Genomic DNA, 25351 nt, shown 5'->3' with positions numbered 1-25351 from the left:
ACTTCATGGTGCGCGCGCTGCTGGTCAGCGCCGTGGCCGGCGCCGTGTGCGCGCTGCTGTCGTGCTGGATGACGCTGACCGGCTGGTCGCTGCTGGGCGACGCCGTCTCCCACGCCGTGCTGCCCGGCGTGGTGCTGTCCTACCTGCTGGGGCTGCCCTTCGCCCTGGGCGCGCTCGTCTTCGGCGCGGGGTCGGTGGCCCTCATCGGGGTGGTCAACCGCACCTCCCGCGTCAAGGAGGACGCCGCCATCGGCATCGTGTTCACCGCGATGTTCGCGGTGGGGGTGGTGCTCATCTCCCGCGTCCCCTCCGAGACCGACCTGATGCACATCCTCTTCGGCAACGTGCTGGGGGTCTCCGACGGCGAGATCGCCCAGGTGCTGGTGATGGCGGCGCTGACCACGGCCGTGGTGCTGCTCAAGCACCGCGACCTCACCCTCTACGCCTTCGACCCCGTCCACGCCCACGCCATCGGGCTCAGTCCCCGCCGCCTGGAGGCGCTGCTGCTGGGCCTGCTGTCGGTCACCGTGGTCATCGCGCTCCAGGCCGTGGGCATCATCCTGGTGGTGGCCATGCTGGTGATCCCCGGCTCCACCGCCTACCTGCTCACCGACCGGTTCGAGCGGATGCTGGCCATCGCCGTGGCGGTGTCGGTGGGCGCCTCGGTGGTGGGCACCTACGTCAGCTTCTACGCCGACATCGCCACCGGCGGCACCGTGGTGGTCGCCCAGGCGGCGGTGTTCGCCCTGGCCTACCTGTTCGCGCCGCGCCACGGGGTGCTCCCGCGCCGCCGCGCGGCCGGGCGCGCCGCCGCCGCGCGCTGACCCGCCGCGCCGCTGCGGACCCGACCCGGCCACCAGGTCGGCCGCGGCGGCGCCCGCGCGCGGCGGAATCCGCTCCGGCGCCGCCCCGGCCCGCCGCCGCGCCGCCCCTGGTCCGCACCCGCCCCCACCTGGACCTCACCGCGCGCCCGGCGCCGCCGTGAGGTCTCCGTTTCGCGGGTGTTACCGCACGATACGCTCTGGCAACCCCGGCTACCTAACGTCGTTGGCGTTCGTTCCATGAGTCGCCCTCGATCGAGGAAGGCCGGGTCGTGACCTCACCGCACACGCCGACACCGCACCGCCCCCGCGGACGCTGGATCGCCGACTGGGACCCTGAGGACACCGGCTTCTGGGCCGCCTCCGGGCGCAGGATCGCCAACCGCAACCTGTGGGCGTCGATCTTCGCCGAGCACCTGGGCTTCTCCGTGTGGAGCATCTGGTCGGTGCTCACCCTGTTCATGACGCCCGAGACCGGGTTCGACTACACCCCCGAGCAGAAGTTCCTGCTGGTGTCGGTGGTCACCCTGGTCGGCGCGGTCCTGCGGGTGCCCTACACCCTGGCCGTGCCCAAGTTCGGCGGCCGCAACTGGACCCTGTTCTCAGCGGGGGCGCTGCTGGTGCCCACGCTGATCGCCGTCGTGCTCATCCAGCGCCCCGACACCCCCTTCTGGCTGTTCCTGGCGCTGGCCGCCACCGCCGGGCTGGGCGGCGGCAACTTCTCCTCCTCCATGTCCAACATCAACGCGTTCTTCCCCGAGCGCCACAAGGGGTGGGCGCTGGGCCTCAACGCCGGCGGCGGCAACATCGGCGTGGCCGTCGTCCAACTGGCCGGCCTGGGCGTGATCGCCGCCTTCGGCGTCGGCCAGGGCTACCTGCTGGCCGCGCTGTACGTGCCGCTGCTGCTGCTGGCCTCGGTGATCGCCTGGACCCGCATGGACAACCTGGTGGGGGCGCGCGCCGACGTCGGCGCGCAGGTGGCCGCCGCGCGCGACCGCCACTTCTGGATCATGTCGTTCCTCTACATCGGCACCTTCGGCTCCTTCATCGGGTTCTCCTTCGCCTTCGGCCTGCTGCTCCAGAACCAGTTCGGCCGCACCCCGCTGGAGGCCGCCGCGCTCACCTTCCTGGGCCCGCTGCTGGGCTCGCTGATCCGCCCGGTGGGCGGGCGCCTGGCCGACCGGTTCGGCGGCGCGCGGGTGACGCTGTGGAACTTCGCGGCCATGGCCGGCGGCATCGCCGTGATCGTGCTCGCCAGCTTCCGGGAGTCGCTGCCGCTGTTCACGGTCGCCTTCGCGGTGCTGTTCGTGCTCGCCGGGATCGGCAACGGCTCCACCTACAAGATGATCCCGGCCATCTACGCCGCCGAGGCGCAGAACCGCATCGCCGCCGGCGCGCCCCGCGAGGAGGTGCTGGCCCACACCAAGCGGGTGGCCGGCGCCGTGCTGGGCCTGGTGGGCGCGGTGGGCGCCCTGGGCGGGGTCGCCATCAACCTGGTGTTCCGCCAGTCCTTCCTCAGCTTCGGCGGCGCCACCCCCGCCTACATCGCCTTCGGGGTGTTCTACCTGGTCTGCCTGGTGGTGGTCCACCGGGTCTACCTGCGCGCCCCGGCCGCCCGCGCCCCGGCCGCGCCGCGCGCGGCCGCCGCCGGCGCCGACGAACCGGTGGCGCCATGAGCCGGGCCACCCACTGCCCCTACTGCGCGTTGCAGTGCGCGATGTTCGTGGAGGCCGCGCCCGGCCAGGCGCCGGCCGCCCGGCCCGCGCCCTTCCCCACCAACCGCGGGGGCCTGTGCCGCAAGGGGTGGACCTCGGCGGAGCTGCTGGCCTCGCCCCAGCGCCTCACCGCGCCGCTGCTGCGGACCCGCCGCGGCGACTTCACCGAGGTCGACTGGGACACCGCGCTGGACCACGTCGCCCAGCGGCTCACCGCGCTGCGCGAGCGCCACGGCCCCGACGCGGTCGCGGTCTTCGGCAGCGGCGGGCTGACCAACGAGAAGAGCTACCTGCTGGGCAAGTTCGCCCGCGTGGCGCTGGGCACCTCTCAGATCGACTACAACGGCCGGTTCTGCATGTCCTCGGCGGCCGCCGCCGGCAACCGCGCCTTCGGCCTGGACCGGGGCCTGCCCTTCCCGCTGCCCGACCTGGCCGGGGCCGAGGTGGTGCTGCTGGCCGGCGCCAACCCCGCCGAGACCATGCCGCCGATGATGCGCCACCTGGCCGCGCCCCGCCTCATCGTGGTCGACCCCCGGCGCACCGCCACGGCCGAGCAGGCGCTCAAGAACGGCGGCATGCACCTGGCGCCGCGCCCGGGCACCGACCTGGCGCTGGCCCTGGGCCTGCTGCACGCCGTGCGCGCCCAGGGGCTGGTGGACACCGAGTACGTCGCCGCGCGCACCACCGGGTTCGAGGACGCCTGGCGGCACGCCGCCGCCTGGTGGCCCGAGCAGACCGAGCAGGTCACCGGCGTGCCCGCCGAGCATATCCGCGCCGCCGCCCGCGCCCTGGCCGCCGCCTCGGGCGCCTACGTCCTCACCGGGCGCGGCACCGAGCAGCACGCCAAGGGCACCGACACCGTCTCGGCGTGGATCAACCTGGCCCTGGCGCTGGGGCTGCCCGGCCGCGAGGGGTCGGGCTACGGCTGCATCACCGGCCAGGGCAACGGCCAGGGCGGGCGCGAGCACGGCCAGAAGGCCGACCAGCTGCCCGGCTACCGCCGCATCGACGACCCCGCCGCCCGCGCCCACGTGGCCGGCGTGTGGGGCGTGGACCCCGCCACCCTGCCCGGCCCCGGCCGCAGCGCCTTCGAGCTCCTCGACGCGCTCGGCGGCCCCGGCGGGCCGCGCGCGCTGCTGGTGTTCGGGTCCAACCCGGTGGTCTCGGCGCCCGACGCCCAACGCGTCCGAAACCGGCTGGCCGGCCTGGACCTGCTGGTCACCGCCGACTTCGTGCTGTCCGAAACCGCCGCCCTGGGCGACGTGGTCCTGCCCGTCGCCCAGTGGGCCGAGGAGGAGGGCACCATGACCAACCTGGAGGGCCGCCTCCTGCGCCGGCGGGCCCTGCTCGCCCCGCCGCCCGGCGTGCGCACCGACCTGGAGGTCATCAGCGGCCTGGCCCGGCGGCTGGGCCAGCCCGCCGAGCGCTTCCCCGCCGACCCCGCGCGGGTGCTGGCCGAACTGGGCGCGGCCTCGGCCGGCGGCGCCGCCGACTACTCCGGGGTCAGCCTGGAGCGCCTGGAGGCCGGCGAGGAGGTGTTCTGGCCGGTGCCCGACGCCCATGCCACCACCCCGCGCCTGTTCCTGGACTCCTTCGCCCACCCCGACGGGCGCGCCCGCTTCGCCCCCGTGGGCCACCGGCCCCCCGCCGAGGCCGTCGACGCCGAGTACCCGCTGCTGGCCACCACCGGGCGTGTGATGGGCCACTACCAGTCCGGCGCCCAGACCCGCCGCATCCGCGAACTCGCCGGCGCCCAGCCCGAGGCGTTCGTGGAGGTCCACCCCGACACCGGCGCCCGCAGCGGCCTGGCCGAGGGCGCCCTGGCCCGCGTGGTATCGCGCCGGGGCGCGGCCCTGGCCCGGGTGCGCCTCACCGAGCACGCCCGCCCCGACACCGTGTTCCTGCCCTTCCACTTCGCCGGGGAGCAGGCCGCCAACAACCTCACCAACCCGGCGCTGGACCCCACCAGCCGCATGCCCGAGTTCAAGGTCAGCGCCGTGCGGCTGGAACCCGCCGGGCCCCCGGACGCCCCGGGCGCCGCAGCCGAGCCGGCCCGCGCGGCGCCCCCGCACGGCTGACCCGCGCGCCCGCGCCGCCGCGGTAGTCGCGCGGGCGCTTCGCCCACGTCCCCCAGCAGGCACCCCACAGCAGGCAACCCAACGCAGCAAGCGGCAACGAAGGGAGGCGGCGCGCGCACCCGGGCACCACCACCGCCCGGCCGCGCGCCGACACGCCATGGTCACTGACACGGACACCGCGCGCCACGTCGTGGTGATCGGCAACGGCATGACCGGGGCCCGCTTCGCCGAGGAGGTCGCCCGCCGCGACCCCCGGGGCGAGCGCCTGCGGGTCAGCGTCGTGGGCGAGGAGACCGAGCCCGCCTACAACCGCGTCCTGCTGCCCGGCGTGCTGGCCGGGCGCTACGCGCCCGAGGACATCCGCCTGCCGGTGCCCGAGACCGGCGCGGTCAGCGTGCGCACCGGGGCGGCCGCCGTCCGGCTGGACACCGGGCGGCGCCGGGTGCGCCTGGACGACGGCACCGCCCTGGACTACGACGAACTGGTCCTGGCCACCGGCGCCCGCGCCGCGTTCCCGCCCATCCCCGGCCTGTCGGCGCCCGACGGCGCCCCCGAGGCCGGCGTCACCGCGCTGCGGGACCTGGCCGACTGCCGCCGCCTGGCGGCCCTGGCCCGCCCCGGCGGCCCGGTCGTGGTGCTGGGCGGGGGCGTGCTGGGGCTGGAGGCCGCCCGCGCGCTGACCGAGCGCGGCATGCGGGTGTCGGTGGTGGAGTCGGCCCCCTGGATCATGCGCCGCCAGATCGACCAGGCCGCCGCCCAGATCCTGGCCCGCCACTACACCCGGCTGGGGGTGGCGGTGCACTCCTGGCGGGTGGCCGCGCGCTGGATCCCCGGCACCGGGCTGGAACTGGACGACGGCCGGCTGCTGGCCGGCGACGCGCTCGTGGTCACCGCCGGGGTGCGCGCCAACACCGAACTGGCCCAGGCCGCCGGCATCGAGGTGGACCGGGGCGTCCTGGTCGACGACACGCTCACCACCAGCGACCCCCGCGTGCACGCCATCGGCGACTGCGCCCAGCACCCCGGCGGCGGGGGCGGCCTGGTGCAGCCGGGCTGGGAGCAGGCCGCCGTGCTGGCCGACCGGCTCACCGGCACCCGGCTGGAGGCCCGCTACACCGGCGCGCGGCCCGTCACCCGCCTCAAGGCCGAGGGCATCGAGCTGACCGCCATGGGCGACCCCGAGGCCGACGACACCGCAGAGACCGTCACCGTCGCCGACCCCCACGGCGGCCGCTACGCCAAGCTGTCGGTGCGCGCCGAACGCGTGGTGGGGGCGGTCCTGCTGGGGCTGCCCGAGTCCGCCTCGGCCATCGCCCAGCTCTACGACGGCGACACCCCGGTGCCCGGCGACCGCCTGGCCCTGCTGATGGGCCGCGCCCAGCCCGAGGCGCCCGCCGGGCAGCCCGGCCCCGCGCCGCTGGTGTGCCGCTGCAACGCCGTCAGCCGCGACGACATGGAGGCCGCCTGGCTCGACGGCGCCCGCACCCGCGACGCCATGGCCCGGGCCACCCGCGCCACCACCGGCTGCGGCGGCTGCATCCGCGACGTCGACACCCTGCTGTCGGGCTGGAACGGCCGGGAGCCCATCGCCGCCACCTGAGCCGGCCGCACCGCGCCGCACGCCCCGCCCGCCGCCCCCGCGGGCCGCCGCGCACCACCCCGCCGCCGCGCCGCCCCTCCCGGCGCCGGCGGCGGTGCGGCGCGTTTACCGCCGCGCCGCTCGGTCATGGGACCACGGTGACCACGCCGCGCGGAAACGGGACAGAGCCCATGCATGCCGACATCACCTTGACCGTCGACGGACGCAGACACCAGTTGCGGGTGGACACCCGCACCACCCTGCTCGACGCGCTGCGGGAGGACCTGGGCGTCACCGCACCCAAGAAGGGGTGCGACCACGGCCAGTGCGGATCCTGCACCGTCCTGCTCAACGGCCGCCGCGTCGTGACCTGCCTGGTGCTGGCCGTGGCCGGCGACGGCGCCGAGGTGGTCACCGCCGCCGGGCTGGCCGAGGGCGGCGACCTGCACCCCATGCAGGAGGCGTTCATGGACCACGACGCCTTCCAGTGCGGCTACTGCACCCCCGGCCAGATCTGCTCGGCCGTGGGCATGCTCGACGAGGCAGCCGCCGGCTGGCCCAGCGCCGCCACCCCGCCGCGCGCCTCCGCCGAGGGCGCCGTGGCCGAACTGGACGACACCGAGATCCGCGAACGCATGAGCGGCAACCTGTGCCGCTGCGGCGCCTACGCCGGGATCGTCTCGGCCATCGGCGACGCCGCCCGCCGCACCCACGCCGCGGCCGCCTCGGGCATACCGCGCCCCGCGCGGGAGGGAGGCCGGCGATGAACCCGTTCGACTACCGCCGCGCCGAGGACGCCGCCGGAGCCGCCGCCATGGTCGCCGACAACCCCGCCGCCGCGTTCCTGGGCGGGGGCACCAACCTGGTCGACCACATGAAGCTGGGCGTGGCCGCCCCCGAGGTGCTGGTCGACATCACCCACCTGCCCATGGACGAGGTCGAGGCGCTGCCCGAGGGCGGCGTGCGCATCGGCGCCAACGTCCGCAACAGCGACCTGGCCGCCCACCCCCTCATCCGCCGCCGCTACCCGGTGCTGTCCCAGGCGCTGCTCTCCGGCGCCTCGGGCCAGTTGCGCAACCTCGCCACCACCGCCGGCAACCTGCTCCAGCGCACCCGGTGCGTGTACTTCCAGGACACCAGCACCCCCTGCAACAAGCGCGAACCCGGCACGGGCTGCTCGGCCCTGGAGGGCTACCAGCGCTACCACGCCATCCTGGGCGCCTCACCCGACTGCGTGGCCGTCCACCCCTCCGACATGGCGGTGGCGCTGACCGCGCTGGACGCCCAGGTGGTGGTGCAGGACGCCGCCACCGAGCGGCGCGTGCCCATCGCCCGGCTGCACCGCCTGCCCGGCGAGGCGCCCGAGCACGACACCGTCCTCAACCACGGCGACCTCATCACCGCCGTGGAACTGCCCGACATGCCCATGGCCGTCCACGCCCGCTACCGCAAGGTCCGCGACCGCGCCTCCTTCGCCTTCGCGCTGGTGTCGGTGGCCGCGGCCATGTCGCTGGGCGCCGACGGCAGCGTCTCCGACGTCCGCATCGCCCTGGGCGGGGTCGCCCACAAGCCGTGGCGGGCGCTGCGCGCCGAGGAGGCGCTGCGCGACGGCCCCGCCACCGAGGAGCGCTTCGCCGCGGCGGCCCGGGCCGAACTCGCCGAGGCCCGCCCCCTGCCGGGCAACACGTTCAAGGTCGCCCTGGCCCGCTCCGCCATCACCGCCACCCTGCGCCAGGTCCACGCCGAGGCGCGCGGCGGCGACGGACACGGCGGACCCGGCGGCCACGGAGAGGAGCAGCGGTGAGCACCACCAGCGAACGGCCCGCCGCCCGCACCGGCGCCATCGGCGCCGGCCCCCGCCGCGTCGAGGGACCCGCCAAGGTCGCCGGCACCGCGGCCTACGCCTACGAGTACCGCGCCGCCGACGCCGCCTACCTGGCGCCCGTGCAGGCCACCATCGCCCGGGGGCGCGTGGCCGCCGTGGACACCGCCGCCGCCGAGGCCGCCGAGGGCGTCCTGGCGGTGCTGTGGCACGGCAACGCCCCCCGGCTGCGCACCGACGCCGAACTGCCCGGCCTCCAGCAGCCCGGCGAACTGCACGTGCTCCAGTCGGCGGAGGTCCACTACCGGGGCCAGCCGGTGGCCGCGGTGGTCGCCGAGACCTTCGAGGCCGCCCAGCACGCCGCCGCGCTGGTCACCCTCACCTACGAGCAGTTGCCCCACGACGCGGAGTTCTCCGCCGGGCGCACCGACCTGGCCACCCCCAAGGAGGACCACCGCCAGGGCGACGTCAAGGCCGCCGAGGGGGAGGTGGTGGTCGACCAGACCTACACCACCCCCATGCAGCACAACAACCCCATGGAGCCCCACTCCACCATGGCCCGCTGGGACGGCGAGGCCATCACCCTGCACGAGTCCACCCAGGGCGCCCACATGGTCCGCGAGACCGTGGCCGAGCTGCTGGGCCTGGAGCAGGGCCGCGTCCGCGTCGTCGCGCCCTACGTCGGCGGCGGGTTCGGCTCCAAGGGCCCCCTGCACGCCCCCACCGTGCTGGCGGTGCTGGGCGCCCGCGCCGTGCCGCACCGCTCGGTCAAGCTGGCCGCCACCCGCCGCCAGATGTTCAGCCTGGTGGGCTACCGCAGCCCCACCGTGCAGCGGGTGCGGCTGCGCGCCGACGCCCAGGGGCGGCTGTCGGGCATCGACGTCACGGCCACCGTGCAGAGCGCGCGCCTGGGCGACTTCATCGAGGAGGCCGCCGGCCCCGCCAAGTCGATGTACGCCGCGCCCAACCGGCGCATGGGCCACCGCGCCGCCCGCCTGGACGTCCCCGTGCCCACCTGGATGCGCGCGCCGGGGGAGTGCCCCGGCATGTTCGGCCCCGAGGTCGCCATGGACGAGCTGGCGGTCGCCTGCGGGCTGGACCCCATCGAGGCGCGGGTGCGCAACGAGCCCGAGCGCGACCCCGCCACCGGCAAGCCGTTCTCCACCCGCAACCTCATCGCCTGCCTGCGCGAGGGGGCCGACCGCTTCGGCTGGGCCGACCGCCCCGCCGAGCCGGGCGCCCGCCGCGAGGGGGAGTGGCTGGTGGGCACCGGGGTGGCGGCGTCGTTCTACCCGGTGGTGCCGCCGGTGGGCGGCTCGCGCGCGCTGGTGCGCCACGCCGGCGACGGCCGCTACGTGGTGTCGCTGGCCGCCGCCGACATCGGCACCGGCGCCTGGACCGCGCTCACCCAGGTCGCCGCCGACGTGCTGGGCGTGCCGCTGGAGCACGTGGAGGTGCGCCTGGGCGACAGCGCGCTGCCCCTGGCGTCGCTGGCCGGCGGCTCCACCGGCATGATGTCGTGGGGCTCCACCGTCCACGCCGCCGCCACCGCCTTCCGCCGCCTCCACGGCGATGACCCCGCGCCCGGCGCCGAGGCGGCGGCCGACCTGCCCGAAGTGGCCCACCGCGACGACTACGCCATGCACGCCTACGGCGCCCAGTTCGCCGAGGTCCGCGTCAACACCGACACCGGCGAGATCCGCGTGCCGCGCCTGCTGGGCGTGTTCGCCGCCGGGCGCATCGTCAACGCGCGCACCGCCCGCTCCCAGTTCGTCGGCGGCATGACCATGGGGCTGTCGATGGCGCTGCACGAGGAGAGCGTGCTGGACGCGCGCTTCGGCCACGTCGTCAACGCCGACTTCGCCGAGTACCACATCGCGGCCAACGCCGACGTCGCCGACATCCAGGCGCACTGGATCGACGAGCACGACCCCCTGGTCAACCCGCTGGGCGCCAAGGGCATCGGCGAGATCGGGATCGTGGGCACGGCCGCGGCGGTGGCCAACGCCGCCTACCACGCCACCGGGGTGCGGGTGCGCCGCGTCCCGCTGCGGCTGGACGACTTCCTGGACGCGGTGGGCGCCTGAGGGGGAGGCACCGCCCCCCGACCGGGGGCGCCTGAGCGGGGCGGGTGCGCGGCGGGGCCGGGGCGGGGCCGGGGCGGGTGCGTCCCGACCCCGCCGCACACCCGCCCCGCGTGCCGCGCGCGGGGTGCGCCCGGCGGCGGACGGCAGCGCCCGGCGCCGCCCGCGCACAACCTCCATCCCCCGACCTGACACACCCGCCGCGCCCGCGCCCCGCGCGGGGCGCCGGCGCGGCTAGGCTCGGCCCCCTGCGCGCGGCCGCCGCGCCGCCTGCCACCCGCCCCACCGGCGGTTTCGCACCCGCGCCCGGCCCCCGAACCCCCCGCTCACGCGGCTTTCACCTGCGATGACAGGGAAACGAAACACCACCTTCACCGACGGCTGACGGGTGCGAAACACGTCCCGGGTTGCCTGAAAAGCGCGTCGGCGGCCGCCCCGGCGGTGCCCCGCACCGCCCGGCCCCGCCGCCGGCGCTTGGCGCCCCGCACGTGAGCGAGGAGAGGCACCCGGCATGAGACAGCTCGTGGTCATCGGAAACGGCATGGTCGGCCACCGCCTCGTGGAGGCCGTCCGCAGCCGCGACACCGCCGGCGAGTGGCACATCGTCGTGCTGGGGGAGGAGCCCCGCCCGGCCTACGACCGGGTCGCGCTGTCCTCCTACTTCGACGGCGCCGGCGAGGAGGACCTGCGCCTGCCCGACCTGAGCGCCCACCCCGGCGTGGAGCTGCGGCTGGGCGAGCCCGCCACCGCCCTGGACCGCGCCGCCCGCGCCGTCACCACCGCCTCGGGCGCCGTCATCGGCTACGACGCCCTGGTCCTGGCCACCGGCTCCACCGCCTTCGTGCCCCCCGTGCCCGGCCGCGACCTGCCCGGCTGCCACGTCTACCGCACCATCGAGGACCTGGAGCACATCACCGCCACCGCCCGCGCCGCCACCGCCGCAGGCGCCGGCGCCGACGGCGTGGTCATCGGCGGCGGCCTGCTGGGCCTGGAGGCCGCCAACGCGCTGCGCCTGCTGGGCCTGCGCCCCCACGTCGTGGAGATGGCGCCCTGGCTGATGCCCCGCCAGGTCGACGAGGGCGGCGGCGCCGTGCTGGGCCGCCTCATCGCCGACACCGGGGTCACCGCCCACACCGCCGCCGCCCTCACCGCCATCGAACCCGGCCCCGGCGGGGCGGGTCTGCGCGTCCTGCTGGGCGAGGGCGCCGACCAGCGTGCCGTGGACGCCGGCGTCGTGGTGTTCTCGGTGGGCGTGCGCCCCCGCGACGAGCTGGCGCGGGCCGCCGGCCTGGAGCTGGGGCCGCGCGGCGGCGTCGCCGTCGACGCCGCCTGCCGCACCAGCGACCCCGCCGTCTACGCCGTGGGCGAGTGCGCCAGCGCCGGCGGCACCGTCTACGGCCTCATCGCCCCCGGCAACGCCATGGCCGAGGTGGTCGCCGACCGCCTGGCCGGCGGCGCCGCCACCTTCACCGGCGCCGACACCTCCACCAAGCTCAAGCTGCTGGGCGTGGACGTGGCCAGCTTCGGCGACGCCCACGGCACCACCGAGGGCGCCCTGGAGGTCGTCCTCAACGACGCCCCCGGCCGCCGCTACGCCAAGCTCGTGGTCTCCGACGACGCCACCACGCTACTGGGCGGCGTGCTGGTGGGCGACGCCTCCGCCTACGCCGGCCTGCGCCCCCTGGTCGGGCGCGAACTGCCCGGCGACCCCCTGGAGCTGATCGCCCCCGAGCGCGGCGCCGGCGGCGGGATCGGCGTGGGCGCGCTGCCCGACGACGCCCAGGTGTGCTCCTGCAACGCCGTCACCAAGGGCGCCGTGCGCGCCGCCATCGCCGAGGGCGGCACCGACATCCCGGCGATCAAGGCGTGCACCCGCGCCGGCACCAGTTGCGGCTCGTGCGTGCCCATGCTCAAGAACCTGCTCGCCGACTCCGGCATCGAGCAGTCCACCGCGCTGTGCGAGCACTTCGCCCACTCTCGCGCCGAACTGGTGGAGATCGTCCTGGCCACCGGGATCGCCACCTTCTCCGAGCTGGTCGCCCGCCACGGCAGCGGCCGCGGCTGCGACATCTGCAAGCCCGCCGTGGCCTCCATCCTGGCCTCCCTGGGCGGCGGCCACATCCTCGACGGCGAGCAGGCCGCCCTCCAGGACACCAACGACCACTTCCTCGCCAACATCCAGCGCAACGGCACCTACTCGGTGGTGCCGCGGGTACCCGGCGGCGAGATCACCCCCGAAAAGCTCATCGTCATCGGCGAGGTCGCCCGGGAGTTCGGCCTCTACACCAAGATCACCGGCGCCCAGCGCATCGACCTGCTGGGCGCCCGCGTGGAGCAGTTGCCCGCCATCTGGGCGCGCCTGGTGGAGGCCGGGTTCGAGTCCGGCCACGCCTACGGCAAGGCGCTGCGCACCGTGAAGTCGTGCGTGGGCAGCACCTGGTGCCGCTACGGCGTGCAGGACTCGGTGGGCATGGCCATCCGCCTGGAGACGCGCTACCGCGGGCTGCGCTCGCCCCACAAGCTGAAGTCGGCCGTCTCGGGCTGCGCCCGCGAGTGCGCCGAGGCGCGCGGCAAGGACTTCGGCGTCATCGCCACCGAGCACGGCTGGAACCTCTACGTCGGCGGCAACGGCGGGTTCACCCCCCGCCACGCCGAACTGCTGGCCTCCGACCTCGACGACGACACCCTCATCCGCTACATCGACCGGTTCCTGATGTTCTACATCCGCACCGCCGACCGCCTCCAGCGCACCTCCACCTGGATCGAGAACCTGGAGGGCGGACTGGACCACCTGCGCGCCGTGGTGGTCGAGGACAGCCTGGGCGTCGCCGAGGAGCTGGAGGCGGCCATGGCCCGCCACGTCGCCGGCTACGCCGACGAGTGGCGCGGCGTGCTGGAGGACCCCGACAAGCTCGCCCGGTTCGTGTCCTTCGCCAACGCGCCCGAGGCGCCCGACCCCACCATCTCCTTCGCGGTCGAGCGCGAGCAGCCGGTGCCCGCCGGCCCCGTGCCGCTGGGCATGCCCGCCCCGGCGGGCTCCGGACCGCGCTGACCCGCCGCCGCCGACTCCCGATCACCGGCGCACCGCGCGCCGCGAAACCGTCGAACCCGGAGGTCGCCCGCCATGAGCACCCCAACCCTGCCCGTCCGCACCGCGCTGCCGTGGGTCGCCGCATGCCGCTGGGATAGGCTCACCCCGGAGCGCGGAATCGCCGTCCTGCTGCCCGACGGAGGACAGGTCGCCGTGTTCCGCACGCACGACGACGTGCTCTACGCCGTGGGCAACATCGACCCCTTCAGCGGCGCCGCGGTGATCTCCCGCGGCATCGTCGGCGACCGGGCCGGGGAGCCCACCGTCGCCTCACCCATGCTCAAGCAGGTGTTCTCCCTGCGCACCGGGCACTGCCTGGACGATGGGGCCGTGCGGCTGCCCACCTACGCCGTGCGCGTGCGCGACGGCGTCATCGACGTCAGCACCCAACCGGATGAGGCCACCACATGAGCGCGACGCCTTCGACCCTGTCCGCGGCCGGCGGCGGCGCCCAGCGCGCCGTGCCGGCCCCGGCGCGGCCCGACACCCGCGGCGAGCCCGCCGCCACGGTCGCCCCGCTGGCCGGCTTCACCGTGGCCGTCACCGCCGCCCGCCGCGCCGACGAACTCGCCGCCATGCTGCGCCGCAAGGGGGCGGAGGTGGTGTGCGCGCCGGCGCTGCGCATCGTGCCGCTCAGCGACGACCAGCGCCTGGCCGCCGCCTCGCGCGAGCTGATCCGCCGGCCCGCCGACGTGGTGGTGGCCACCACCGGCATCGGGTTCCGCGGGTGGGTGGAGGCGTGCGAGACGTGGGGCACGGCCGAACCGCTGCTGGCGGCCATGCACGGCTCCCGCCTGCTGGCGCGCGGGCCCAAGGCCAAGGGCGCCATCCGCGCCGCCGGGCTCACCGAGGAGTGGTCGCCGCCCTCGGAGTCCTCCGCCGAGGTTTTGGACTACCTGCTGGCCACCGGGGTGGAGGGGCTGCGCGTGGCGGTGCAGTTGCACGGCGAGCCGCTGCCCGACTTCTGCGCGGCGCTGCGCCTGGCGGGCGCGGAGGTCGTGGAGGTCCCCGTCTACCGGTGGACGCTGCCCGACGACGTCGCGGCGCTGGACCGGCTCATCGACGACATCACCGGCGGCGGCGTGGACGCGGTCACCTTCACCAGCGCCCCGGCCGCCGCCGGGCTGCTGGACCGCGCCGAGGCGATCGGGGTGCGCGAGGCGCTGGTGCGGGCGCTGACCCGCGACGCCCTGGCCATGTGCGTGGGGCCGGTCACCGCGCGCCCGCTGATGGCCCACGACGTGCCCACCGTGTGGCCGGGGCGCGCCCGCATCGGCGCGCTGGTCAAGCGGCTGGCCGAGGAGCTGCCCGGGCGCTTCCCCAGCCTGCCGGTGGCCGGGCACCGGCTGCGGCTGCGCGGCCACGCCGTCCTGGTGGACGGCGCGGTGCGCCCGGTCTCGCCCGCGCTGATGCGGGTGCTGCGCGAACTGGCGCGGCGGCCCGGCCAGGTCCGCGACCGCGCCGACCTGCTGGCCTCGCTGGGCGGCGACGCCGACGCCCACGCGGTGGAGACCGCCGTGGCCCGGCTGCGCACCGCGCTGGGCGACCCCAAGATCATCCAGACGGTCGTCAAGCGCGGCTACCGCCTGGCCCTGGACAGCGGCGACTGCCCGCCCGAAGGAGACTGATGGCCGCCACCGCCCAGCGCACCCGGCCCCGCACCGAGGCCGGCACCGGGACCCCTACCGAAATCCCCACCGAGGTCCGCACCGAGACCGCCGCAGCGGCGGGTGCCGGGCCGAGGCCCGCCGCCCACCCGGCGGACGCGGGGGCCGGTCGGCCGGGAGCCCCGGCCACCGCCGTCCGGCCCTCGGGGGCCGGGGCCGCTGTGCTGCCGCCGGGGGCGGCTTCGAGGGCGGGGGCGCACGCCGCGCTCCTGGCATCCGGCGCGCAGAGCGTCCCGCCACCGCCGGAGGCGCAGACCGCCGCCCGGCGGGTGGGCGCGTCGGCGGCCGCGCCCGCACCCGGCCCCGGCGGCGCCGGTACGGCGCCCACGCTGCTGCTGGCCGTGCACGGCACCCGCGACCCGCGCGGCACCGCCGCCGCACGCGCCCTGGCGCGCGCCGTCGCGCGCCGCACCGGCGCACCGGTGCGGCTGGGGTTCGCCGACGTACTGGCCCCCGACGTGGGCGAGGCGGCCGCCGCCGTGGACGGCCCCCTCGTCGTCGTCCCGGCGTTCCTGGCGGCCGGTTACCACGTGCGCGTGGACATCCCCGGCCAACTGGCGCGCGTCGGCCGTGCCGGCGCCCCCCTCACCCCCGCCCTGGGCGGGGACGACCGGCTGATCACCGCCGCCGCGCGCCGCCTGCGCCAGTCGGGTCGGCGGCCCGGCGACGCGGTGGTGCTGGCCGCCGCCGGCTCCTCCGACCCCGCCGCCCGCGCCGAGGTCGCCGAGGCGGCCGCGCGGCTGGCCGCTCACCTGGACACCCCGGTGGCGGCGGCCTACGTCGCCACGGCCCGCCCCTCGGTCCCCGAGGCGGTCGCGCGGCTGCGCGCCGAGGGTGCCGCCCGCGTCGCCGTCGCCGCCTGGCTGCTGGCGCCCGGGCTGTTCCACCAGCGCCTGTCGGACGCCGGAGCCGACACCGTGGCGGCTCCGCTGTGCCCCGACCCGGCGGTGGTCGACATCGTCGCCGCCAGGTACCACGCCGGCGTCCACACCGCCGTATAGCCGGCGTAGCCGTCTGAGGAGGCGGGAGCGGGAGGACGCCCATCCGGCCCCGCACCGGCCGCGCCGCCAGGTACCACGCCGGCGTCCACACCGCCGTATAGCCGGCGTAGCCGTCTGAGGAGGCGGGAGCGGGAGGACGCCCATCCGGCCCCGCACCGGCCGCCTACTCCGCCCGGCACCCGGCGCCCCGCCGCCCCCGTGGCGACCGCGTGTGAGCAGACGAAACCGCGGTTCTCGCCCACCGGCCCGCCCGGACGCGTATCCAGCCGCGATCGGGCAGGCAGGCGAACGTTGACCGCCTGCCGAGCCCCGGGCGTCGGCCCCGATGGCCGCCCGACCGAAGCCGCCCCCTGCCCTCGGTGCCCGCCGCCGCCCGCGCCACTGGGCTGGCTGGGCGGTGGCAGGCTCCCCACGCCATGGTCCGCGCCTCTTTCGTTACGGGGGGCGGCGCTGGTTCATCATGGCGGCGGGAGGCATACTCGGGCCGACGGCTATCGCCCGACATGGGGAGTGGCATGCCCTCTGACGCCCTGTCCGTACCCTCTGGCGACTCCGCCGCGTACACCCCGTCCCATCCGCCCGTCCCGTCCTTTCCCCCCTCTTCATGGCACCAGGACGACCCCCGGCACGACCGCGCGGCCGGGGCGTGGGTCGGCGCGGGCGCGGCCGGGTGCCTGGTGGGCGCCCCGGCCGCGCTGGTCACCGAACTGGTCGACGCCTCGGCCGCCGACGCGGCTGCCGCCGGCCCCGGACCCGCCGCCGGGGCCGCCACCGACTCCGGCGCCGCGCGCCTGGCCGGGCTGATCCGGGCGGCCATCACCCGCCTCGACGCCCCCGCCGACCTCGGCACCGCCCTGGCCGACCCCCGCGACCGCGCGTTCGCGCGGGCTGTGCGCGAGGCCTGCGCCCAGGGGCGGCCGCCCTCCCCGGACAGCGCCGCACCGGTTCCCGGCGACCCCCGGGGCGCCGCCCTGCGGGCGGTGGCCGAGACCCCCGTGCCCGACCTCGACCTGCGCGCCGCCGCCTTCCCCTGCCGCCACTTCGTGGACGCCGTGTGGCGCGCCGCCGCCCTGGGCGGCGACGTCGCCGCGCTGTACGCCGGTGCGCTGGCGGGCGCCCGTTGGGGCGCCTCGGGTGTGCCGCTGGAGGCCCAGCGCCGCCTGGCCGACATCGTCGCCCCCCACGACCTGGTCGTGCGGGGCGTGGTGATGGCGCGCGGCAGCGACCCCGCCCTCTGGCCGGAGAACTCCGGCTACCAGACCGGCGAGTCCAAGTCGATCTACCTGCCCTTCCACACGCCCCACCCCCACGACCCCGGCGTCATCCTGGGCAACCTCACCTACCTGCGCTCCCGCCCCGACGTCGACGCCGTGGTGACCCTCAACCGCATCGGCCCCGGCGACGCCCACACCGGCCTGCCCGCCCGCGACCGCGTCGAGGTGTGGCTGGCCGACCACCCCGGCGCCAACCCCAACCTGCCCTTCGTGCTGGAGGAGGCCGCCGCGGCGGTGGCGGCGCTGCGCGCCGAGGGCAAGCGGGTGCTGCTGCACTGCGCCGCCGGGCAGTCGCGCACCCCGGCCGTCGCCGCGCTCTACGCCGTGCGCGGCCGGGGCGCCGACGTGCGCGAGGCGCTGCCGCGCGTCATCCGCGCCGTCGAGGGCCACCTGAACAACCCCGAACTGTCGGCCACGGTGGCCGCCCTGTGCGGGGTCCACCTGGACGACGTGGCCGCCGAACTGTTCCCCGAGGGGCTCCCGCCGCGCCGCCACCACCGCGCCTGACCACCCGCTCCGGTGCCCCGGCGGGAACGGGAACCCGCCCCGCCGGGGCACCGGAGCGGCGGCCTGTGGCGCCACGCGCACCGGTGGGTGACAAATGGCACAAAACCCGGGCGTGAGGTTCCGTGACCCCGCCGTGATGATTAGCCTCAATCCAGCGCCGGCGAGCCGACCCGCGGCTCACCCCCACACTCCCCGGCCGGCGCCCCGCCCCCGGCACCCCGGGCGGCACCCGCCGTGCCCACCCCCGCGGCCGTCCGCCGCGCCCCCCGACGGCCACCGGCACGGCCTCCCTCCGTCCCCGTTCAAAGGACCGCCACCAGTGGGCCACACCCAGCCCTCACGCCGGGCCGTTCGCGCCCGCGCCCGACGCACCCGGACCGTCCTCGTCACCGCCGCCGCCGGCGCGGGACTCCTCGCCGCCGCCACGGCCGGCGCCGCGCTCGCCGCCGGATCCGACACCGGCACCGCCGCCGGCGCCGCCACACCCCCGCCCGCCCAGACCGCCGACGCGCGGCCCTCCGACGCCGCCGACACCGCCGACGAGCGCCGCCGGCGCGCCCAGGTCTGGGAGGAGGCGGCCCAGGACGCCGTGCGCCCCCTCAGCGGCACCGCCACCGAGCCCCGCCAGGAGCAGCAGGAGGAGGAGCCCGCCGAGGACGCCGCCGACTCCGGCGGCGGCACCTCCGGGCTGACCCCCACCGGCGAGGGCGGCGCGTGCGAGGCGTCCATGTACAGCGAGCCCCAGCCCACGGCCAGCGGCGAGCAGTTCGACCCCAGCGCCATGACCGCCGCGCACAAGACCCTGCCGATGGACACCATGGTCCAGGTCACCAACCCCGCCAACGGCAAGTCGGTGACCGTGCGCATCAACGACCGCGGCCCCTACATCGAGGGCCGCTGCCTGGACCTGTCCACCGCCTCCTTCGAGCAGATCGCCTCGGCCAGCGCCGGGGTGGTCGACGTCGAGTGGCAGGTCGTCGGCTAGGCGACGGCGTTCGGCCTCACCGGTGGCACGGGGCGGTGACCGCCCGGACCCGGCCTCCGAACAGCCCCGGTCCCCGCCCTGCTGGCCGCCCGCCGGCCCCTGGCCCCCTTCCGACCGGGCCGCCGGGGCCCCCCCGGGGCCGCCCCGGCGGGGCCCGCCCCCGGCCCCCCCCCCATTCCCCTAGCGAGACCGCGGGCCCCGCCGGGGCCCGCCCGGGGGGGCCACGGCCGCGCGCACCCCTCCCTTTCCCTTCGCTTCACCCCTCCCTCCGCGCGCCGCCGCGACGCGCGGGGCGCGACTCGGGCTTTCTTGTGGGTCGGGCGTGGCAGAATGCGCGAAGGTCGGCCCAGGGGAGAGGTGAGGCGGGTGTTTCGCAACGAGACGGGACTGGTGGTCTCGCCCACCGACCTCGTGGACTCCATGGAGTGCGAGCACCGCAGCGCCCTGCGCCACGCCCTGGCCTGCGACCTCCCCGGCGCGCCCGCGCCCAGCGAACTCGACCCCCTGATCGCCCAGCACGGCGCCGCCCACGAGCAGGCCGAACTGGAGCGGCTGCGCGGCCTGTTCGGCGACGACGTCGTGGCCGTGCCCGACCCCGCCCCCACCCACGACGCCATGCGCGCAGCCGCCCGCGCCACCGCCGAGGCCATGCGCGCCGGCGCCGCCGTCGTCTACCAGGGCTGCTTCTACGAGCCGCTGGAGGAGGGGATCTCCTTCCACGGCCGCGCCGACTTCCTCATCAGCACCGCCGTGGACCCCGCCACCGGCGCCCGCCGCACCCCCGGTCCCGCCGGATACGAGCCCTGGGACACCAAGCTCGCCCGCCGCCCCGGCCCCTCGGCCGTGCTCCAGTTGACCGCCTACGCCGACGCGCTCTCCCGCCTGGCCCCCGAACCCCCCGAGCACATGCACCTGCTCACCGGCGACCGCGCCGTCCACACCCACCGCGTCGCCGAGTTCGCCCCCGTCCTGGCCGGGGTCCGCGCCCGCCTGCTGGAGCGGCTGCGCCACCCGGCCCGCCTGCCCGACCCCCTGTGGGGCGAGCCCCGCCCGGCCTGCGAGGGCTGCGGCTACGCCGCCCAGTGCGCCGCCGGGCGCGCCGAGGCCCGCCACCTGTCCCTGGTCGCCGGCCTGCGCACCGACCAGGCCCGCCGCCTGGCGGAGTCGGGGATCGCCACCATCGACGCCCTGGCCTGCGCCGACGAGGACGACCGCCCGCCCGCCATGCCGCGCCACTCCTTCCGGCGGCTGCGCGACCAGGCCGCGCTCCAGGTGCGCCAGGACGCCACCCGCACCGCCGCCGACCCCCAGGGCACCGTCATCGCCGAGGTCTACGCCCCCGAAGGACTGGCCGGGCTGCCCGCCCCCAGCCCCGGCGACGTGTTCTTCGACATGGAGGGCTACCCCTACTTCGACGGCGCCGACGGCCGCGGCCTGGAGTACCTGTTCGGCGCGGTCACCCTCGACGGCGACGGTGGCGCCGAGGAGTTCCACGCCTTCTGGGCCCACGACCGCGCCGCCGAGAAGCGCGCCTTCGAGGAGTTCGTGGACTTCGTGTGCGCCCGCGTCGACGCCGACCCCGGCGCCCACGTCTACCACTACGCCTCCTATGAGGCCGACCGGCTCAAGCTGCTGGCCGCCGCCTTCGCCACCCGTGAGAGCGAGGTCGACGAACTCCTGCGCCACCGCCGCCTGGTCGACCTGTTCACCGCCGTCAAGAAGAGCCTGCGGGTCTCCCAGCGCTCCTACTCCATCAAGTACCTCGAACCCCTCTACCTGGGCGGCGGCCGCTCCGGCGAGGTCACCACCGCCACCTCCAGCATCGACGCCTACGCCGACTACCTGTCGGCCGCCGAGGCCGGGGAGTCCGAGCGCGCCGACAAGGTGCTGCGCGCCATCGCCGACTACAACCGCGACGACTGCGTCTCCACCGCCCGGCTGCGCGCCTGGCTGGAGGGCCTGCGCACCGAGCACGGCATCACCGCCCGCCCCGCCGCCCAGGGCGAGCTGAGCGCCGAGGACGCCGACGAGGCCGCCGCCGAGCGGCGGCGCCGCCGCGAGGAGCAGGAGGCGCGGCTGCGCGCCCTCACCGAGCCGCTGCTGGCCGGCGTGCCCGAGGACCCCGCCGAGCGCACCCCCGACCAGCGGGCCCGCGCGCTGCTGGCGGCCCTGGCCGGCTACTACCGCCGCGAGGAGAACCCCTCCTGGTGGGACTACTTCCGCCGCGTCTCGGCGCCCATGGAGGAGTTGGAGGCCGACAACGACTGCCTGGTGCCGGTGCGGGCGCGCGTGGGCGACTGGCAGGAGCCCACCGGGCGCCAGCGCAAGCTGCGCCGCGAGATCGAGCTGCGCGCCGACCCCGCCCGCCCCCACCCCTTCACCACCGGCGACGGCGTGCGCCTGCTCTACCCCGGCGCGCCCGGCCAGGAGGCCGACACCGTCGACGCCGTGGTCGAGACCGCCTCCGCCGACCGCCTCACCCTGGTCGAGACCTCCGCGCCCGGCCAGACCTACGCGCGGGCGCCGGCGGCGGTGCTGCCGGGCGCCCCCGTGCGCTCCTCGCCCAAGGACACCGCCCTGTGGGGGCTGGCCGAGGCCGCGCTGGCCGACCTGCCCCACCTGCCCGCCTCCGCCGGCATCGACGTGCTGCGCCGCACCCCGCCGCGCACCCGCACCGGCGCGCCCCTGCCCGACCCCGCCGACCACGGCGGCGACCTGGTGGCCGCCGCCATCGCCGCCGTCGACGCCCTGGACGGCTCCTACCTGGCGGTGCAGGGGCCGCCCGGCGCGGGCAAGACCTACCTGGCCGCGCGGCTGATCACCCACCTGGTGGCCGCCGGCCGCACCGTGGGCGTGTGCTCCACCAGCCACAAGGCCGTGGAGAACGTGCTGGCCTCGGCCGTGCAGGCGGCCCGCATCGCCGGCCGGGACCTGCCCTGCGCCAAGCGCCCGGCCAAGAAGCCCGACCCCAAGGCCCCCTGGGACCAGCCCAAGAGCCCCAAGGAGCTGGCGGCCTGGCGCGCCGGCCGCCCCGGGGGCCACCTCGTGGGCGGCACCGCCTGGAACTTCGCCAACGAGGCGATGACCGCCGACCCCCTGGACGTCCTCATCATCGACGAGGCCGGGCAGTTCGCGCTGGCCGACACCCTCGCCGTCTCGGCCGCCGCCCGCGATTTGGTGCTGCTGGGCGACCCCCAGCAGCTCCCGCAGGTGGTGCAGGGCGCCCACGCCCCCGGCGCGGCCTCCTCGGCGCTGGAGCACCTGGTCGGCGGCGCCGAGATCATCGACCCCTCCCTGGGCTACTTCCTGGACCAGACCCGCCGCATGCACCCGGCGGTGTGCGCGCCGGTGTCCCACCTGTCCTACCGGGGCCGCCTCACCGCCCACCCGGTGGCCGCCGAACGCGCCATGTCGGGGGTGGAGCCCGGCCTCTACGCGCTGCCGGTGGCCCACACCGGGCGCGCCACCCACAGCCCCGAGGAGGTCGCCGCCGTGGTGGGCGCCGCCGCCGGCCTGGTGGGCCGCTCCTACCGCGAACCCGGCGCCACCGCCCCGCGCGAGATCACCGGCGAGGACATCCTGGTGGTGGCGCCCTACAACCTCCAGGTGCGGGCGCTGCGCCAGGCGCTGGAGGCGGCCGGGCTGGGCGAGGTGCGGGTGGGCACGGTCGACCGCTTCCAGGGCCAGGAGGCCCCGGCCGTCATCTGCTCGATGACCGTCTCCAGCGCCCTGGACGCCCCCCGGGGGCTGGACTTCGTGCTCTCGCGCAACCGGCTCAACGTGGCGCTCTCGCGCGCCCAGACCGTGGCGGTGCTGGTGTACTCCCCCCACCTGGCGGCCTCGGCGCCGCGCTCGGTGGCCGAGCTGCGGGTGCTGGCCGGGTTCGCCGGCCTGTGCGAGCGGGCGCGGCCCTGGCCGCGGCCGCGCTGACGGAAACGGCGCCGCGCGGGCCGTGCGCGCCGCTGCCACGCCACCGGAACGGGGACGGCGTGTGGGGCTGCGGCGGCCCTGGTGGGGGCTCAGGGGGGCGCGGCGAAAGGCGCGCGGCCTCACTCGGGCAGCAGCGCGGCGTCCTCGGCGGGCAGCCAGGCACCGGCGGGGCGGCGCATCCAGTCCTCGGCGGCGGCCAGCTTCTCGGCGGCCCGCAGCAGCGCGTCCAGGCCCGGGTGGCGCAGCGCGCTGTCGAAGACCATGCTGACCAGGCTCAGCGGCACCGGGTCCACCAGCGGGCGTACCACCGTGCCGGCCGCCGGCGGTAGCTGCATGCTCACCAGAACCGGGTCGCGGTGGCGCCGGATGTACAGCGCCATCTCCTCGGCGCCGGTGGGCCGGGTGCGCGGCGGGGCCATGGTGATGCCGCGCTCGGCCAGCAGCCGCCGGCCCAGGTCGGTCCACTCGGCGGTCTCGGGGCTGCCCATCATGGCGTCGACGCGGTGGCGCCCGGCCAGGGCGGGCAGCGCGATGCGCTCGCAGCCGGCCAGCGGGTGGTCCTCCACCAGCATCAGCCCCAGCGGCTCCAGGCGCACCGGCACCTGGCGCAGCCAGGTGCGCACGCGGGGCTCCAACCCGGCGACCCGGCCGAAGGCCACATCCAGCCGGTGGGCCAGGATCTCCTCGGCGCTGGCGGTCAGCCCGCCGTGGAAGCGCGCCATCAGTTCGGCCTCGGGCGCCATGCGGCGGGCCTCGTTGAGCACCGTGCCGGCGGTGGCGCCCGGGTTGTTGATGTCCACCAGCAGCGGGCGGCGCTGGGCGCTGGCGTCGGCCACCAGTTCGTCGTGCAGGGCCAGCAGCCGGCGGGCGCGCGGCAGCAGCCGCTCCCCGGCCGGTGTCAGCCCCACCGCCCGGGTGCTGCGGGTGAACAGGTGCACGCCCAGGTCGCGCTCCAGGCGTCTGATGTCGCGGCTGACGGACTGCTGCGCCGCGTAGAGGCGCCCGGCCGCCCGGCCGAAATGCAATTCCTCCGCAACGGCGACGAATGTCCGTAGCAGGCGTGGATGAATGTCGGAGTACACGTGCCGAGATTAACAACGCAACCGCGTGAATGGTGCCAAGAATGGTGTTGGACGCCTGGAAACAATTGACGGCACTATCGGAAACATGAGCCGCCTTTTCTTCTTGCCTCTGCTCTGCCTCGTCCAAGTCCTGCTCATGATCGACGCGATCGTGGTCACGGCCCTGCCCGCAATCGCCGCGGATTTGCGCGTCGACGAAGCGAATCTGCCGTGGGTGGGTGCGGCCTACTTGGTGGCCTTCGGCGGCTTCCTGGTGGTCGGCGGCCGCACCGGAGACCTTTTCGGTCACCGCATCACCCTCATTGCCGGCCTATCCCTATTTACCGCCGCCTCGCTGCTGTGCGGCCTGGCCGACACCCCCGCGCTGCTCTTCGCCGGCCGCGCCGCCCAGGGCCTGGGCGCCGCCTTCGCCTCCCCGGCCGCCTTCGCGATGGTCACCACGCGCTACCCCGAGGGCCTGGCCCGCAACCGCGCGTTGAGCATCTGGAGCGCGGTGGGCACCGCCGGCACCCTGGCCGGCAGCGCGCTGGGCGGCGTCGTCGCCGACCTCGCCGGGTGGCGCTGGGTGTTCCTCATCAACGTCCCCGCCGCCATCGTGCTGCTGGTCGCGGTGGTCTGGCTGCTGCCGCGCGACCCCGCCCGCGCCCCCGGCCGCATCGACATCGGCGGCGCCCTGCTGCTGACCTGCGGCGCGGTCTCCATCGTCACCGCCGCCGTCACCGCCGAGGACGGCGTGGACCTCACCGTCATGCTCTTCGCCGTGGCCGGCGCCGGCCTCATCGCCGCCTTCGTCGTGGTCGAGCGCCGCGTGCGCCAGCCCATCGTGCGCCTGGGCCTGCTGGCCAACCCCTACGTGCGCGTGGCCAACCTGTTCACCGTGCTGGGCGTGCCCACCGTCCACGCCGTCAACTGGTTCAGCAGCTTCTACATGCAAAACGAACTGGGCATGAGCGCCACCCAGGCCGGGCTGGGGCTGATCCCGGCCAGCGCCGTCATCGTGCTGCTGTCCACCCGCTCGGGCGCCATGGCCGCCAAGGTCGGCGTGCGCACCATGTTCCTGGCCGCCGCCGCGGCCACCGCCTGCTCCCTGGCCGCCCTCATGTTCATCACCGAGGGCGGCTCCTACTGGACCCATGTGCTGCCCGGCGTGGTCCTCATGGGCGTCAGCGGCGGCCTCAGCTACGCGCCCTCCCTGATCGCCGCCACCACCGGGGTGCCCCGCGACGAGCAGGGCCTGGCCGGGGGCATGCAGAACACCTCCTCCCAACTGGGCGGCGCGATCGGCCTGGCCCTGCTCAACACGGTGGCCGTGGCCGCCGGCGGCTACGGCGCGGCGTTCATGTGGGCGCTGGTCCTGCCCGCGCTGATGGCGGTGTGCGCGCTGACCCTGCCGCGCCGCGACACCTTCCCGGCCGCCCCGGGCACCCTGCCCGCCGAGCACGCCGCCCACCGCTGAGGCCGGCGCGGCCGCCCGCCGGCCGCCGGCGCGGGTCATCCCCGCCACACCGCTCCGCCCCGCCCGGGCAAACCCTTGATCATCGGGCGCGGGCGGAGTTGGATGTCGGTAGGGCACCGAGGCCGCGCCGACCACTCCCGACATGCCCGACAATCGGAGCGGAGGCACCGCGGCCCGCCCGCGCCCCGCGGGGGCGCCACGTGCCCGCCCCCCGTCCGCACCGCCCGCCGCCCCGGCGGCGGCCGTCCTGTTGGGAGAA

At 76.7% G+C, this 25351-nt stretch carries 16 protein-coding genes; 15 read left to right on the top strand and 1 reads right to left on the bottom strand.

Going from position 1 to position 25351, the window contains the following annotated elements; translation table 11 throughout:
- The first annotated feature begins 5 nt into the window (after positions 1 to 5).
- The 14 genes from LG943_RS03770 (at position 6) to LG943_RS03705 (ending at position 22554) form a co-directional block, all read left to right on the top strand.
- On the top strand, positions 6 to 824 hold the full coding sequence (locus LG943_RS03770; RefSeq protein ID WP_270070812.1) for a metal ABC transporter permease: 819 nt from the start codon (positions 6 to 8) through the stop codon (positions 822 to 824).
- A gap of 269 nt (positions 825 to 1093) precedes the next feature.
- A complete protein-coding gene (locus LG943_RS03765; protein ID WP_270070741.1) occupies positions 1094 to 2497 on the top strand; it encodes an MFS transporter in 1404 nt (467 codons plus the stop codon).
- Entirely contained in the window at positions 2494 to 4614 is a 2121-nt protein-coding gene (locus LG943_RS03760) for a molybdopterin oxidoreductase family protein (protein WP_270070740.1), read from the top strand. Before LG943_RS03765 ends, LG943_RS03760 begins: the two co-directional genes overlap by 4 nt.
- A 157-nt stretch (positions 4615 to 4771) precedes the next feature.
- A complete protein-coding gene (locus LG943_RS03755) occupies positions 4772 to 6214 on the top strand; it encodes an FAD-dependent oxidoreductase (protein WP_270070739.1) in 1443 nt (480 codons plus the stop codon).
- Positions 6215 to 6384: 170 nt separating this feature from the next.
- Positions 6385 to 6960 carry a (2Fe-2S)-binding protein gene (locus LG943_RS03750; RefSeq protein ID WP_270070738.1) on the top strand — a complete coding sequence of 192 codons (576 nt, stop codon included), beginning with the start codon at positions 6385 to 6387 and terminating at the stop codon, positions 6958 to 6960.
- Positions 6957 to 7997: an FAD binding domain-containing protein gene (locus LG943_RS03745; protein ID WP_270070737.1), complete on the top strand. Its 1041-nt coding sequence runs from the start codon at positions 6957 to 6959 to the stop codon at positions 7995 to 7997. Before LG943_RS03750 ends, LG943_RS03745 begins: the two co-directional genes overlap by 4 nt.
- Complete coding sequence (locus LG943_RS03740) at positions 7994 to 10102, top strand: xanthine dehydrogenase family protein molybdopterin-binding subunit (RefSeq protein WP_270070736.1); 2109 nt, start codon at positions 7994 to 7996, stop codon at positions 10100 to 10102. Before LG943_RS03745 ends, LG943_RS03740 begins: the two co-directional genes overlap by 4 nt.
- A 508-nt stretch (positions 10103 to 10610) precedes the next feature.
- Positions 10611 to 13151 (top strand): nitrite reductase large subunit NirB, encoded by a 2541-nt coding sequence (gene nirB, locus LG943_RS03735; protein ID WP_270070735.1) that lies wholly within the window; start codon positions 10611 to 10613, stop codon positions 13149 to 13151.
- 72 nt (positions 13152 to 13223) lie between these two features.
- Positions 13224 to 13601 (top strand): nitrite reductase small subunit NirD, encoded by a 378-nt coding sequence (gene nirD / locus LG943_RS03730; protein ID WP_270070734.1) that lies wholly within the window; start codon positions 13224 to 13226, stop codon positions 13599 to 13601.
- Positions 13598 to 14818 (top strand): uroporphyrinogen-III synthase, encoded by a 1221-nt coding sequence (locus LG943_RS03725; RefSeq protein WP_270070733.1) that lies wholly within the window; start codon positions 13598 to 13600, stop codon positions 14816 to 14818. The genes nirD and LG943_RS03725 overlap by 4 nt, the downstream gene beginning before the upstream one ends.
- Positions 14819 to 15126: 308 nt before the next feature.
- Positions 15127 to 15858, top strand: coding sequence for a sirohydrochlorin chelatase (locus LG943_RS03720; protein WP_270070811.1), 732 nt, complete (start codon positions 15127 to 15129; stop codon positions 15856 to 15858).
- 515 nt (positions 15859 to 16373) lie between these two features.
- On the top strand, positions 16374 to 17639 hold the full coding sequence (locus LG943_RS03715; protein WP_270070732.1) for a dual specificity protein phosphatase family protein: 1266 nt from the start codon (positions 16374 to 16376) through the stop codon (positions 17637 to 17639).
- 319 nt (positions 17640 to 17958) lie between these two features.
- On the top strand, positions 17959 to 18624 hold the full coding sequence (locus LG943_RS03710; RefSeq protein WP_270070731.1) for a septal ring lytic transglycosylase RlpA family protein: 666 nt from the start codon (positions 17959 to 17961) through the stop codon (positions 18622 to 18624).
- A 366-nt stretch (positions 18625 to 18990) separates the two neighbouring features.
- Positions 18991 to 22554 carry a TM0106 family RecB-like putative nuclease gene (locus LG943_RS03705; protein WP_270070730.1) on the top strand — a complete coding sequence of 1188 codons (3564 nt, stop codon included), beginning with the start codon at positions 18991 to 18993 and terminating at the stop codon, positions 22552 to 22554.
- A gap of 119 nt (positions 22555 to 22673) precedes the next feature.
- On the opposite strand, the gene LG943_RS03700 is transcribed toward LG943_RS03705, so the two are convergent.
- Positions 22674 to 23579, bottom strand: coding sequence for a LysR family transcriptional regulator (locus tag LG943_RS03700; RefSeq protein ID WP_408648535.1), 906 nt, complete (start codon positions 23577 to 23579; stop codon positions 22674 to 22676).
- A gap of 142 nt (positions 23580 to 23721) precedes the next feature.
- Here LG943_RS03700 and LG943_RS03695 point away from each other — a divergent pair, with 142 nt between their 5' ends.
- Positions 23722 to 25092 carry an MFS transporter gene (locus tag LG943_RS03695; RefSeq protein WP_270070728.1) on the top strand — a complete coding sequence of 457 codons (1371 nt, stop codon included), beginning with the start codon at positions 23722 to 23724 and terminating at the stop codon, positions 25090 to 25092.
- The last annotated feature ends 259 nt before the right edge of the window (positions 25093 to 25351 follow it).

The organism is Streptomonospora mangrovi, from assembly GCF_027604915.1.
Lineage (GTDB): Bacteria > Actinomycetota > Actinomycetes > Streptosporangiales > Streptosporangiaceae > Streptomonospora > Streptomonospora mangrovi.
Note: the sequence above shows the minus strand (reverse complement) of the source record. Positions and strands in the feature narration are given on the sequence as shown.

What these genes read in the sequence shown, in the direction of transcription:
- LG943_RS03770 (WP_270070812.1), top strand. Translation starts at nt 6, where the DNA reads ATGGTGCGCGCGCTGCTGGTCAGCGCCGTGGCCGGCGCCGTGTGCGCG.
- LG943_RS03695 (WP_270070728.1), top strand. Translation starts at nt 23,722, where the DNA reads ATGAGCCGCCTTTTCTTCTTGCCTCTGCTCTGCCTCGTCCAAGTCCTG.
- LG943_RS03715 (WP_270070732.1), top strand. Translation starts at nt 16,374, where the DNA reads ATGCCCTCTGACGCCCTGTCCGTACCCTCTGGCGACTCCGCCGCGTAC.
- LG943_RS03750 (WP_270070738.1), top strand. Translation starts at nt 6,385, where the DNA reads ATGCATGCCGACATCACCTTGACCGTCGACGGACGCAGACACCAGTTG.
- LG943_RS03725 (WP_270070733.1), top strand. Translation starts at nt 13,598, where the DNA reads ATGAGCGCGACGCCTTCGACCCTGTCCGCGGCCGGCGGCGGCGCCCAG.
- LG943_RS03745 (WP_270070737.1), top strand. Translation starts at nt 6,957, where the DNA reads ATGAACCCGTTCGACTACCGCCGCGCCGAGGACGCCGCCGGAGCCGCC.
- LG943_RS03755 (WP_270070739.1), top strand. Translation starts at nt 4,772, where the DNA reads ATGGTCACTGACACGGACACCGCGCGCCACGTCGTGGTGATCGGCAAC.
- nirD (WP_270070734.1), top strand. Translation starts at nt 13,224, where the DNA reads ATGAGCACCCCAACCCTGCCCGTCCGCACCGCGCTGCCGTGGGTCGCC.
- nirB (WP_270070735.1), top strand. Translation starts at nt 10,611, where the DNA reads ATGAGACAGCTCGTGGTCATCGGAAACGGCATGGTCGGCCACCGCCTC.
- LG943_RS03760 (WP_270070740.1), top strand. Translation starts at nt 2,494, where the DNA reads ATGAGCCGGGCCACCCACTGCCCCTACTGCGCGTTGCAGTGCGCGATG.